11 protein-coding genes and 1 pseudogene are annotated in these 12,581 nt (G+C 68.8%); 3 read left to right on the top strand and 9 right to left on the bottom strand.

Annotated features, from left to right (window positions below):
* From WAW17_RS28735 to meaB, 3 genes are all read left to right on the top strand, one after another.
* Window positions 1–1,180: methylmalonyl-CoA mutase family protein (locus tag WAW17_RS28735; RefSeq protein WP_422336256.1), on the top strand; the 1,180-nt coding region annotated here is incomplete at its 5' end.
* Window positions 1,177–3,441, top strand: a complete 2,265-nt coding sequence (scpA, locus tag WAW17_RS28730) for a methylmalonyl-CoA mutase (RefSeq protein WP_422336255.1) — start codon at window positions 1,177–1,179, stop codon at window positions 3,439–3,441. The genes WAW17_RS28735 and scpA, both read left to right, overlap by 4 nt.
* Window position 3,442: 1 nt before the next feature.
* The gene (gene meaB, locus WAW17_RS28725) at window positions 3,443–4,447 is read left to right on the top strand and encodes a methylmalonyl Co-A mutase-associated GTPase MeaB (RefSeq protein WP_422336254.1); all 1,005 of its coding nucleotides are present in this window, start codon (window positions 3,443–3,445) and stop codon (window positions 4,445–4,447) included.
* A gap of 113 nt (window positions 4,448–4,560) precedes the next feature.
* Here the strand turns inward: meaB and WAW17_RS28720 are convergent, their stop codons facing one another.
* The 9 genes and pseudogenes from WAW17_RS28720 to WAW17_RS28680 all read right to left on the bottom strand — a co-directional run.
* Entirely contained in the window at window positions 4,561–5,598 is a 1,038-nt protein-coding gene (locus WAW17_RS28720) for a nucleoside hydrolase (protein WP_422336253.1), read from the bottom strand.
* Complete coding sequence (locus tag WAW17_RS28715; RefSeq protein ID WP_422336252.1) at window positions 5,595–6,062, bottom strand: OsmC family protein; 468 nt, start codon at window positions 6,060–6,062, stop codon at window positions 5,595–5,597. Before WAW17_RS28715 ends, WAW17_RS28720 begins: the two co-directional genes overlap by 4 nt.
* Window positions 6,063–6,121: 59 nt before the next feature.
* Window positions 6,122–7,012, bottom strand: coding sequence for a 3-methyladenine DNA glycosylase (locus WAW17_RS28710; protein ID WP_422336251.1), 891 nt, complete (start codon window positions 7,010–7,012; stop codon window positions 6,122–6,124).
* A 2-nt stretch (window positions 7,013–7,014) separates the two neighbouring features.
* Window positions 7,015–8,103, bottom strand: coding sequence for a hemolysin family protein (locus tag WAW17_RS28705; RefSeq protein WP_422336250.1), 1,089 nt, complete (start codon window positions 8,101–8,103; stop codon window positions 7,015–7,017).
* Window positions 8,096–9,466: a hemolysin family protein gene (locus tag WAW17_RS28700; protein ID WP_422336249.1), complete on the bottom strand. Its 1,371-nt coding sequence runs from the start codon at window positions 9,464–9,466 to the stop codon at window positions 8,096–8,098. The genes WAW17_RS28705 and WAW17_RS28700 overlap by 8 nt, the downstream gene beginning before the upstream one ends.
* A 3-nt stretch (window positions 9,467–9,469) precedes the next feature.
* On the bottom strand, window positions 9,470–9,670 hold the full coding sequence (locus WAW17_RS28695) for a hypothetical protein (protein WP_422336248.1): 201 nt from the start codon (window positions 9,668–9,670) through the stop codon (window positions 9,470–9,472).
* A gap of 130 nt (window positions 9,671–9,800) precedes the next feature.
* Entirely contained in the window at window positions 9,801–11,237 is a 1,437-nt protein-coding gene (locus tag WAW17_RS28690; RefSeq protein ID WP_422336247.1) for a GuaB1 family IMP dehydrogenase-related protein, read from the bottom strand.
* Between the two features lie 3 nt (window positions 11,238–11,240).
* Window positions 11,241–12,120: pseudogene (locus WAW17_RS28685) on the bottom strand (DMT family transporter).
* Between the two features lie 23 nt (window positions 12,121–12,143).
* Window positions 12,144–12,581: helicase-related protein (locus WAW17_RS28680; protein WP_422336246.1), on the bottom strand; the 438-nt coding region annotated here is incomplete at its 5' end.

Here is a 12,581-nt window from a genome sequence, read left to right as displayed (position 1 = left end):
TCTGCGGGCGCTCACCGCCGGCGGGTTGACCATCGGTCAGGCCCTGGGCCAGCTCGGTTTCCGCTTCTCCGCCACTGACGACCAGTTCCAGACCATCGCGAAGTTCCGGGCCGCCCGGCTGGTGTGGGCGCGGATCGCGCAAGTGTGCGGTGCCTCCGACTTCGGTGGTGCCCCGCAGCACGCGGTGACCTCGGCGGCCATGATGGCGCAGCGGGATCCGTGGGTGAACATGCTGCGTACCACCCTCGCCGCGTTCGGCGCCGGTGTCGGCGGCGCGGATGCGGTGACGGTTCTGCCGTTCGACGACGCGCTGCCTGCCGGTGCGCTGCCTGCCGGTGCGCTGAGCGTGTCCAAGACCTTCACGTCCCGGATTTCCCGCAACACACAGCTGCTGCTGCTCGAGGAGTCCCATCTGGGCCGGGTGCTCGATCCCGCCGCCGGCTCCTGGTACGTCGAGGACCTCACCCAGCAGATCGCGGCCAAGGCGTGGGCGCTCTTCCAGCAGATCGAGGCGACCGGCGGTTACCTCGCTGCGCTCGAGTCCGGCGTGGTCACCGAGCGCATCGCGTCCACCCGGGCAAAGCGGGACTCGGACATCGCACACCGCAAGACGGCAGTCACCGGTGTCAACGAGTTCCCGAATCTCGCGGAGGCACCGCTGCCCGCGGGCGCCGCCGAAACCGGGCGGGTGGCCCGGTACGCAGCCGCGTTCGAGGCGCTGCGCGACCGTTCCGACGCCTACCTGCTGGCGCACGGGAAGCGTCCGACCGCCTTCCTGGCACCACTCGGCCCGGTTTCCGAGCACAACGTCCGCACCACCTTCAGCGCCAACCTGCTGGCATCGGGCGGCATCGAGGCCCTCGATCCGGGTCCGCTCGCCATCGGTGACGGCAGCATCGCCGCGGCCGCCAGGGAATCCGGCGCCCGAGTCGCGGTCATCTGCGGTACCGACAAACGGTATGCCGTCGAGGCCGTCGCGGCGGTCAAGGAACTCCGCGCCGCGGGAATCGGCACCGTTCTGCTGGCAGGTCCGGAGAAGGTGTTCGCGGACGAACCGGACGGTGCCCGACCCGACGGATTCGTCACGGCACGTATCGACGCAGTCTCGGTCCTGTCCGATCTGCTCGACATCATCGACAGCGCGGGGAATTCCGCGGGCGATACAGGGAGCAAGAAGTGACTACTCGTGAGGTCAAGCACACGATCGGCAGTTTCGCCGAGGTGCCGCTGGAAGATCCGCAGTTTCCGCAGCCGGCCGCTCCGACCCCGGGGCAGACCGACGAGTTGATCGCCGCGGCCGCGGCGGCCAACCACTACACACCGGAACAGATGGTGTGGTCCACCCCCGAGGGCATCGACGTCAAACCGGTCTACACCAAGGCCGACCGCGACGCCGCCGAGGCCGACGGCTATCCGTTGGGCAGCTACCCGGGCGCCGCACCGTTCGTGCGCGGGCCGTATCCCACCATGTACGTCAACCAGCCATGGACGATCCGCCAATATGCGGGCTTCTCCACCGCCGCCGAGTCCAACGCCTTCTACCGCCGCAACCTCGCGGCCGGTCAGAAGGGACTGTCGGTGGCTTTCGACCTGGCGACGCACCGCGGCTACGACTCCGACCACCCTCGGGTGTCGGGTGATGTCGGAATGGCCGGTGTGGCGATCGACTCGATCCTGGACATGCGCCAGCTGTTCGATCACATCCCGCTCGACAGCGTCAGCGTCTCGATGACGATGAACGGCGCCGTCCTGCCGATCCTCGCGCTCTACGTCGTCGCGGCGGAGGAGCAGGGCGTGGGACCGGAACAGCTGACCGGAACCATTCAGAACGACATTCTGAAGGAGTTCATGGTCCGCAACACCTACATCTATCCGCCCAAACCGTCGATGCGGATCATCTCCGACATCTTCGCGTACACCAGTGCGAAGATGCCGCGGTTCAACTCCATCTCGATCTCCGGATATCACATCCAGGAGGCCGGTGCGACGGCTGATCTGGAACTCGCGTACACGCTCGCGGACGGAGTCGAGTACATCCGCGCCGGCCTCGACGCCGGCATGGAGATCGACAAGTTCGCGCCGCGCCTCTCGTTCTTCTGGGCCATCGGCATGAACTTCTTCATGGAGGTCGCGAAGCTGCGGGCCGGGCGTCTGCTGTGGAGCGAACTGGTCGCGAAGTTCGACCCGAAGTCGGCGAAGTCGCTGTCGCTGCGCACGCACTCGCAGACCTCGGGCTGGTCGCTCACCGCGCAGGATGTCTACAACAACGTGGCCCGCACCTGTGTCGAGGCGATGGCCGCGACCCAGGGGCACACCCAGTCGCTGCACACCAACGCGCTCGACGAGGCCCTGGCCCTGCCGACCGACTTCTCGGCGCGCATCGCCCGTAACACCCAGCTGCTGCTGCAGCAGGAGTCGGGCACGGTCCGGCCGATCGATCCGTGGGGTGGCTCGCACTACGTCGAATGGCTCACCCACGAGCTGGCCAACCGGGCGCGCGCCCACATCGCCGAGGTCGAAGAGGCCGGCGGTATGGCCCAGGCGATCAGCGAGGGCATCCCGAAGCTGCGGATCGAGGAAGCGGCGGCCCGCACGCAGGCCCGCATCGACTCCGGTCGTCAGCCGGTGATCGGCGTCAACAAGTATCAGGCAGAGGAGGACCAGGAGATCGAGGTCCTCAAGGTCGAGAACTCGCGGGTGCGCAAGGAACAGCTCGAGAAGCTCGAACGTCTGCGGGCCGAACGGGATCCGGTGGCCGTCGAGGCGGCCCTCGCCGAACTCAGCCGCGCTGCCGCGTCCTCCGCGGGCGGCATGGAAAACAACCTGCTGGCCCTGGCCGTCGACGCGGCGCGGGCGCACGCCACCGTCGGTGAGATCTCCGACGCGCTCGAGAAGGTGTACGGGCGTCATCAGGCCGAGATCCGGACCATCAGCGGCGTGTACCGGGACGAGGCCGGAAAGGTCGACAACATCAGCACGGCAACGGCACTCGTCGAGAAGTTCGCGGAGGAGGAGGGTCGTCGCCCCCGCATCCTCGTCGCGAAGATGGGCCAGGACGGTCACGACCGCGGCCAGAAGGTGATCGCCACGGCGTTCGCGGACATCGGATTCGACGTCGACGTCGGACCGCTGTTCCAGACCCCGGAAGAGGTCGCCAACCAGGCGGCCGACAACGACGTGCACGTGGTGGGTGTGTCGTCGCTGGCCGCAGGCCACCTCACGCTGGTGCCCGCGCTCCGGGATGCTCTGGCGGCGGCGGGTCGCCCCGACATCATGATCGTGGTCGGTGGCGTCATCCCGCCCGGCGACTTCGCCGAGTTGTACGACGCGGGTGCTGCGGCGATCTTCCCGCCGGGCACCGTGATCGCCGACGCGGCCAGTGGGCTGCTCGAGAAACTGGCTGCGCAGTTGGGTCACGACCTCAGCGGCACTGCCGAATAACATGGGGCGCCCGCCAGTCGACATCGATGCTCTCGCCGAGGCCGTGCGCGCCAATCAGCGCGCCGGCCTGGCGAAGGCCATCACCCTGGTCGAGTCCACCCGGACGGACCACCGGGAGGCCGCTCAGCAGTTGCTGCTGAAACTGCTCCCGGAGGCCGGGGGAGCACATCGCATCGGGATCACCGGTGTTCCCGGGGTCGGGAAGTCGACGTTCATCGAAGCATTGGGGATGTACCTGATCGGCAAGGGCCATCGGGTCGCGGTGCTCGCGGTCGACCCGTCGTCCACCCGCACCGGCGGTTCGATCCTCGGCGACAAGACGCGGATGGCGCGGCTGAGCGTCGAGAAGAACGCGTACATCCGGCCGTCGCCCACCTCGGGCACGCTCGGTGGTGTCGCGAAGGCCACCCGCGAGACGATCGTGCTGCTCGAGGCCGCCGGGTTCGACGTGATCCTCGTCGAAACGGTCGGTGTCGGGCAGTCCGAGGTCACCGTGGCGCGGATGGTGGACTGCTTCTGTTTCCTCACCCTCGCCCGCACCGGGGATCAACTGCAGGGCATCAAGAAGGGGGTGCTCGAGCTCGCCGACCTCGTCGCGGTCAACAAGGCGGACGGCAAGCACGAACGTGAAGCCAAGGGCGCAGCACGCGAACTCGCCGGCGCACTCCGGTTGATCTACCCGCACGACGCGCTCTGGAAGCCTCCGGTCATCACGATGAGCGGTCTCGAGGGGATCGGTCTCGAGGAGTTCTGGGAGACCGTCGAGAAGCACCGCGAGGTGCTGACCGCGGCCGGCCGGTTCGAGGAGAACCGGCGGCGCCAGCAGGTGGACTGGACCTGGACCATGGTGCACGACCAGCTCCTGCGCCGGCTCGAATCCAACCCCCGCGTCAAAGCGATCCGGGGACAGGTCGAGCAGCAGGTGCGCGACGGATCGCTGACGGCGGCACTCGCCGCAGCCGCGATCCTCGACGCCTTCGACGAGAAATCGGACGCCGCCGGCTGAGAGCCGGATCTGCTCGGCCGACGGCGGACGGTGCGCCGCAGATCAGCCCTGCGGCCGGGGTGATCGAAGCCGTTGTCCCGCACCGGGTTCCGTGCAGGCGCTGGCTGGTCGCCTCAGCCGACTTCGGCGGCGAACCGTCCCACCCGGTCGATGAGATCGTCGAAGAACGCATTGGGATCGGTGCCCACCACGATGTCGACGTTGGGTTCCCGGTTCCAGTGACCGACCCAGTCGGCGACGGTGCTCCCGCGTGTCAGGGTGCCGTGGAGTTCGACGTCGACGGTGGCCGGACGGGTCCGGGCCATCGCCGGGTTCAGAGCCACGGCGGCGGCGAACGGATCGTGCATGTGCGCCAGGAAGCCCTGATCGTGAGTGCGATGAAAATTCATGTAGAAGCGGATCGCATCGGAGAGGTGCCGGATCACCGGGTTGGTCGCGGACGACCGCACCTCCGGCCCGTCGTCGGGTGAGATGGTTTCCACCGGCCCGCTGCCCGCAGCCTCGGCCAGGCGCCGCACATGCTCGGGTTTCATCTCGATCGTCTCGGTGACATCCAACCCGCACAGCACCGGGCGGCGACCCTCGGGGAGCCCGGAGAAGGCGTCGAACACCTCCTTGGCGGCCTCCGGGTCCACCGACACGTTCCACTCGGTGGTGGGGGTGGTGTTACCGGGGTGGTTGAACGCCCCGCCCATCACCACCAGTCGGTGCAGCAGCCGCGGCAGTTCGGGTTCCTCGCGGATGGCCAGTGCCAGATTGGTCAGCGGGCCGGTGACCAGCCCCGTCAGCTCACCGGGGTGGGTGCGGACCAGGTCCACCCACATTCGGGTCGCGTCCCGGGCCGAGAGTGCCCGCCCCGACTCGGGCAGCACCGCGTAGCCGATCCCCTGCGGCCCGTGCGTGTCCTCGGTGGTGCGCAGCGGACAGTCGAGGGGCTCCCGTGCCCCCAGCGTCACCTCGATGTCGGGGGCGTGGCACAGTCCCAGCCAGTTCAGGTTGTTGGCCGCCACCTGCTCCACCGGGACGTTCCCTGCGGTACTGGCGATGCCCAGGATCTCCGCCTCCGGGCTGGCCAGCAGGTACAGCAGCGCGAGGGAGTCGTCGATGCCGGTATCCACATCGACAATCAGACGCTGGACGGGCGCGCTCACGCGACCCGGGTGGTGGGGTGGTGACGGACCGGGAAGTTGACCGACCGCGCGATGAAGCATTTGGCATTCGCCCGGCCGTGCAGATGCCCGGCGCGCGCAGCCATCGACTCGTCCGCCACGGTCACCGTCGGACGCAGCACGACCTCGGTGAATTCTCCTGCACCGTCCGGATGTTCGGACATCGTTCCGCTGGGTGCGTCCCGGTATTCGAGCACGATCACCCCGGCCGCCCCGGCCAGTCCGAGGTACCACAGCATGTGACATTGCGCGAGCGACGCGACGAGCAGTTCCTCCGGATTCCACCGCTCCGGGTCGCCGAGAAAGTGGGGGTCGGAGCTGCCGAGGAGAGGCGGTTTGCCTGCCGCCGACACCACATGGGCGCGGTCGTAACTGTTCGGGCCGGCCGTTCCGGCCCCGCGGTTTCCGGTCCAGGTGACATCGAGCGCGTAGTCGTGAGTCTTCACGCGTCCATAGTGCACGACACCCCGGCGGCGATGAGTTCCGGCCGCCCGCCCTCGACTGGTCAGTCCGGATACGACAACAGGGAACGGCACCTCTCCAGCAGTGCCGTGCGCAGCGGCGCCGCCCGCTGCGCGAGCTGCACCTGCCGGCGTACGTACTCGGCGCGCCCGGCGGGGGTTTCGACGGCAATCGGGACGTAGCCGAGGCCGGTCAGGTCGTACGGGCTGGCCTGCATGTCGAGTTCGCGAGCCGCGAGAGCGTGGTCGAGGCAATCCATCACCAGGTCCGTGTCGATCAGCGGCGCCAGCTTGTACGCCCACTTGTAGAGATCCATCCCGGCGTGCAGACAACCGGGCTGCTCGCTGCCGACCTGGCTGTCCCGGTCGAGATGACGGGCGTTGCGCGGGACCGCAGCCGGGGTGAAGAACCGGTAGGCGTCGTAGTGGGTGCAGCGCAGCGTCATCGATTCCACCACCGCATCGGTGCCGCTGTGGCCGAGACGCAGCGGCACCTGCGGGTGGCGAACGGCGTTCGACCCGCCCCGGTACACCATCGCCCACTCGTGCAGCCCGAAACAGCCCAGTTGCGGGGTGCGCGAGGCGGTGGCACTCAACAGCCCGGCAACGAACTCCACGGTGTCCCGCCGATGTTCGAGGACGGACCGGTCGAGGGCCACCACGGTGCCGTGCTCCACCGTCACCGACCGGTAGCCGGTGTACCGCAGGTAGTCCTCGACGCCCGGACCTGCCAGGGCCACACCGAAACCGGGGTGCCAGCGCCGCAGTTGGCGGGGACGGAAACTGTAGTAGGTGAACAGGAAATCGTGCACCGGGTGGGAGTGGCCGGCAGCTTTGCGGGCCCGGTGCGGTTCGACGATCCGCGCCACTCGCTCGAGGTGACGGGTCCGTCGCTCCGTCCAGTCCGGGCAGTCGAGCACGGTGTCCGGGATCATGGTCAGCTCGGCCGCTGTCCCGGGTCGACACCCTTCACGCGGTGCGTGCCGTCCCGTACCTTGCCGACGTATTCCTCGACGAGATCCTCGAGGGCGACGATCCCCACGATTCTGCCGGACGCATCCGCCGCCGCACCCAGGTGCGAACTCGCGCGCCGCAGACCGGCCAGCGCCTCCGCGAGTGGTGTGGTGGTCGCCATGCGGGGAAGCGGCCGGATATCGGATCGGGGGATCACCGTGTTCGGCCCGGCGTTCTCGTCGAGCACCTCGTCGAGCACATCCTTGAGGTGCAGGTATCCCACCAGGGAACCGTCGTCGGCTCGCACCGGGTACCGCGAATACCCGGTCTCGATGACGGCTTCCTCCACGGATCCCAGTGTGGTGCCACCCGCCGACAGCGGAACGGTCCGCACCTGGCTCAGCGGAATCATCACATCGGTGACGGTGCGGTCGGTCGATTCCAGGGCCTGGGTGAGCCGCCGGTGTTCCTCGGCGTCGATCAGCCCCTCGGAGCGGGATTCGCCGATCATCTCCGACAATTCCAACGCGGACACGGTGGCGTCGAGTTCATTCTTGGGCTCGATGCGCACCAACCTCAGGATCGAATTGGCGCAGAGGTTGTAGAACGCGATCAGCGGCCGCGCCAGCTTCAGGAAGAGCAGATGCGGCGGAACGAGGAGCATCGCCGCCCGCTCCGGGCCGGCGAGAGCGATGTTCTTGGGCACCATCTCGCCCAGCAGAATGTGCAGCACCACGACCAGCGACAGCGCCACCGTGAACGACACCGGATGCAGGAAGGCGTCGGATAACCCGACCGCGTGCAGCGGGGTCTCCAGCAGGTGCGCGATCGCGGGTTCTGCCACCTTGCCGAGGAGGATGGAGCAGATCGTGATGCCCAGTTGCGCACCCGCCAGCATCAACGACAGGTGCTCACCCGCCCCGATGACGGCGCGGGCCCGTTTCTTGCCCTGCGCTTCGAGGGCTTCGAGCCGATCCCGCCGTGCGGAGATCAGCGCGAATTCCGCCGCCACGAAGAACGCGTTGCCAGCCAGCAACACGAACGTGAGAAACACACCGAAGAGGTCACTCATCGTCGTCCACCTCCTCTGCGGCGGTGTCGTCGTCCCGGGGTACCGGGGTCAGCAGTACCCGGTCGATCCGCCGGCCGTCCATGTGTGTCACGGTGGCGATCCACCGCCCACCGGACCGGTATGCGTGGTCGGACAGGGGCAGTTCCACCTCGTCGCCCTCCTCGGGAATCCGGCCGAGATGGGTGAGCACCAGGCCGCCGAGCGTGTCGTATTCGCCTTCCGGTGCGATGTACCCGGTGGTTTCGGAGATCTCGTCGACCCGCAGCAGTCCCGAGCACGACCATCCGTCGCCGACACGCTGCACATCGATCTCGGGTTCGTCGTGCTCGTCACGGACGTCGCCGACGATCTCCTCGATCAGGTCTTCCATGGTGACCAGGCCGGCGGTTCCGCCGTACTCGTCGACGACGAGCGCCACCTGCATGCCGTCCGAACGGATCCGTTCCATCAGCGCATCACCATCGAGGCTGGACGGCACCACCGGCACCTTCTGCGCGAGGGTGCTCAGCCGGGTGGTGCGGCGGCGGGACGCCGCGACCGCGAACGCATGCTTGATGTGAACCACACCGACCGAGTCGTCGAGGTCGCCGTCGATCACCGGGAACCGGGAGAAGCCGGTGCGCGCCGCGGTGTCGATGAGATCGGCGACGGTGTCGGTGGTGGCCAGCGTCTCGATCTTGACCCGGGGTGTCATCAGTTCCTCTGCGGTGCGCTCACCGAAGCGGAGGGAACGGTGCACCAGCAGTGCGGTCGCCTTGTCGAGGGCGCCGCGCTGCGCGGAGGTTCGCACCAGCGAACCGAGCTCCTGCGGTGACCGGGCCGACCGCAGTTCCTCGGCCGGCTCGATGCCGAGACGGCGCACCAGCCAGTTCGCGCTGCCGTTGAGGCCGTTGATGGCCCATTTGAAGACAAGGGAGAAACCGGCCTGCAGCCCTGCGGTGGCCCGTGCCGTCGGCAGCGGTCTGGCGATGGCGATGTTCTTGGGAACCAATTCACCGAACACCATCGAGAACGATGTCGCAAGGACCAGAGCCACCACCAGCGATGTGGCCGCGGCCGCCGATTCACTGAGCCCGACCAGGGTCAGTACCGGTGTGATGAAACGCGCGAGAACCGGCTCGGCCAGGTAACCGGTGATCAGTGTGGTGATGGTGATGCCGAGCTGCGCACCGGACAACTGGAACGAGAGGGTGCGGTGTGCGTGCTGCACCTGCCGTGCACGGAGGTCACCGTCCCGGGCGTGGGAGTCGACGGTGCTGCGCTCGAGCGCGGTGAGGGAGAATTCCGCCGCAACGAACAGGGCGGTGCCTGCGGTCAGGGCGAGGAAGCCGAGCAGGCTGAGAATACTGAGTGCGATGTCCATCGGTCATCGCCGCCGGCGGGGATCGGGGAGGTCGCCGGGTTTGTCGCCCGGCTCGCTAGAGGAACCCTCCGAACCGGCGGAGTCGGAGTCGGATTCCGCGGCAGCGGTATCGGAGACGAGGACGCCGGCAGCGGTATCGGAGACGAGGACGCCGGCAGAGGTGACGGAGGGGGTGCTTGCTGCGTGTGTGGGTGCCGCGGGCACCGGAGTCCTTTCGATCGGCCTCGACTCCGGAAAATCCGGTGCCGGGAACGGGATGTGTGACGACCCATCCTACCGGTGGATGTCCGGTTCCGTAGAAGAGGTCATCCACCGGTAGACCGCAGACAGCGTGTCACCATCCGGTGGGAAGGGGACGTCCTTCCGCGAAACCGGCGGCGGATTGCACACCCAGAACTGCCTTCGCATGCAGCTCCTCGAGCGTGCGGGCACCCGCATAGGTACAGGTACTGCGCACACCGGAGCAGATATGGTCGAGAAGGTCCTCGACGCCCGGGCGTTCGGGGTCCAACCGCATGCGGGAGCTGGAGATTCCCTCTTCGAACAGTCCCTTCCGGGCGCGGTCGAAGGCGGTGTCGGTAGCGGTGCGGGCGGCCACCGCACGCTTGGATGCCATCCCGAAACTTTCCTTGTAGGCGTGCCCGGCCTGATCCACCCGTAGGTCGCCCGGGGATTCGTACGTTCCGGCAAACCACGACCCGATCATGACGTTGGAGGCGCCGGCGGCGAGCGCGAGGGCCACGTCGCGGGGGTGACGAACACCACCGTCCGCCCATACGTGCGCGCCCAGCGCGCGGGCCTCCGCGGAGCATTCGGCGACCGCCGAGAACTGGGGCCGGCCGACACCGGTCATCATCCGGGTGGTGCACATCGCGCCCGGCCCGACACCGACCTTGACGATGTCGGCACCGGCGTCGATCAGGTCCCGGGTGCCCGCCGCGGACACCACGTTGCCGGCGACGAGGGGCACACCGAGGTCGGTCTTCTTCAGGGCGCGGAGCGCGTCGATCATCTTCTGCTGGTGACCGTGCGCGGTATCGACCACCAACAGGTCCGCACCGGCGTCGACCAGTGACCGGGCCTTCGCCGCCACATCGCCGTTGACGCCGACCGCTGCGGCCACCCGGAGTTGCCCGGTGTCGTCGACGGCCGGTTCGTAGATGCCGGCGCGGACGGCGCCGGTGCGGGTGAGGACCCCGGCGAGGGTGCCGTCGGGGTGGACGAGTATCGCGAGCCCATCGTGCCTCTCGTCGAGGAGTTCGAAGACCTCCCGCGGGGAGGCGGACACCGGGGCGGTCACGATATCGGTGGCCACGACCGCACGCAGCCGGGCGAACCGGTCGACATCCGTGCAGGCGGCCTCGGTGACGATCCCCACGGGCCGGTCGTTTTCGACGACGACCACCGCCCCGTGGGCCCGCTTGGGCAGCAACGCGAGCGCATCGGACACCGCGGCGTCGGGACCGAGCGTGACCGGGGTGTCGGCCACGAGGTGCCTGCTCTTGACGAAGGCCACCGTGTCGGCGACCGCGTGGCCGGGAAGATCCTGCGGCAGGACCACCAGCCCGCCGCGGCGGGCCACGGTTTCCGCCATCCGGCGGCCGGCCACCGCAGTCATGTTGGCCACGACGATCGGGATGGTGGTGCCGCTGCCGTCCACGGTGGCCAGGTCGACGTCGAAGCGGGAGGTGACCTCGGTGTGGCTCGGAACGAGGAACACGTCGTCGTACGTCAGGTCATAGGGTGGGCGCTGCCCCTCGAGAAAGTGCACGTGTCACGACGATACCGGTGTCGTGGCCACAGCGCTGTCGGCGAGTTGGGCCTGCGACCGGGACAGGCCCACGGTCGCCACCAGCATCACCGCCACGGCGCACCCGACGACCGCCAGTTCGGCACCGTCCACTCGGAGCCGTTCGTCGAGAACGGTCATGCCGAGGAAGACCGCGGCGAGGGGTTCGGCGATGGTCAGCGCCGGCATGGACGCGGCGAGCGAGCCCACGTGGAACGCCCGCTGCTGCAGATACACCCCGGCGAGGCCCGCGCCGGCCAGCGCCCAGGCCTGCCAGGTGCCGAGCACCGCGCCGAGACCGCGGGGCAGCAGTTCGACCACGTACTTGGTGAACGCCACCGCGATGCCGTAGAGGGCGCCGCTGACCCCGCCGAGCAACAGTGCCCGCCAGCCGGGGTCGATACGGGACATGCCGGCCATGGTGGCCGCCGCTATGGCGAGCAGCAGCAGGCCCAGCGGCAGCACCCAGTCTTCGAAGGGGGCGTCGATGTCGCCTTCCGTCGGATCACCGACGACGAGGAAGACCGCGAGCGCGGACGCGAGGGCGATGGCGAGCGCCCACGTGGTGCGGCTCAGCCGGTAGCCGGAGAACTTCGCGGACAGGGGGGAGTGCGAACAGCAGCGCCGAGACCAGGAGCGGCTGCACCACCAGCACCGATCCGATCGCCAACGCCACCGCCTGCATCACGTAACCACCACCGTCGCCGACCACGCCCGCCCACCACCGGGGGCTACGGAACAGGGTCGACATCAGCCCCGAACCCTCGGGCACCTCCGACGCCGCACTCTGCTGCGCCACCGACGCACCAGCGAACAGCAGGGCGGCGACGAGGGCGCACACGACGGATGCGGCCGGCAACAACATGGGACCCGGCAACAACATGGGACTCAGTGTGCCCCGCGGCTGCGCCGCCCGTGTGTAGTTGACGTGGGTCCACCCTGCCCGCCCCGGCGGGCACCCGGTTCTCCCGGCCGTCCCCGGCGCGTCGGGCGGCCCGTGTCGTGCGCCTGACGCCCCTTCTTCGCGGTGTCCTGTGCGGGTGCGCGGGTGTCCGGCGCGGGCACGGGCTTGCCCGACGGTCTGCGGGCGCCGGTGAGGTCGGCCAGCAACCGGTCACCCGGTCGCACCGGCACGCCCTCGACGTCGATCCCGGCCTTGCGGGTCAGCTTCTCCACCTCGGCGCGCTCGTCCTGTGTCACGAGGGTCACCACCACACCGGATTCGCCCGCGCGTGCGGTGCGGCCGGCCCGGTGCAGGTAGTCCTTGGGCTCGGCCGGTGGATCGACGTGCACGACGAGAGAGACGTCGTCGATGTGGATGCCGCG

The organism is Rhodococcus sp. (in: high G+C Gram-positive bacteria) (assembly GCF_049286785.1).
GTDB lineage: Bacteria > Actinomycetota > Actinomycetes > Mycobacteriales > Mycobacteriaceae > Rhodococcus_F.
This window is presented reverse-complemented; position numbering and strand designations above follow the sequence as displayed.

Coding starts and splice junctions, on each gene's coding strand:
- meaB (WP_422336254.1), top strand. CDS start 3,443: ATGGGGCGCCCGCCAGTCGACATCGATGCTCTCGCCGAGGCCGTGCGC.
- WAW17_RS28710 (WP_422336251.1), bottom strand. CDS start 7,012: ATGATCCCGGACACCGTGCTCGACTGCCCGGACTGGACGGAGCGACGG.
- WAW17_RS28705 (WP_422336250.1), bottom strand. CDS start 8,103: ATGAGTGACCTCTTCGGTGTGTTTCTCACGTTCGTGTTGCTGGCTGGC.
- WAW17_RS28700 (WP_422336249.1), bottom strand. CDS start 9,466: ATGGACATCGCACTCAGTATTCTCAGCCTGCTCGGCTTCCTCGCCCTG.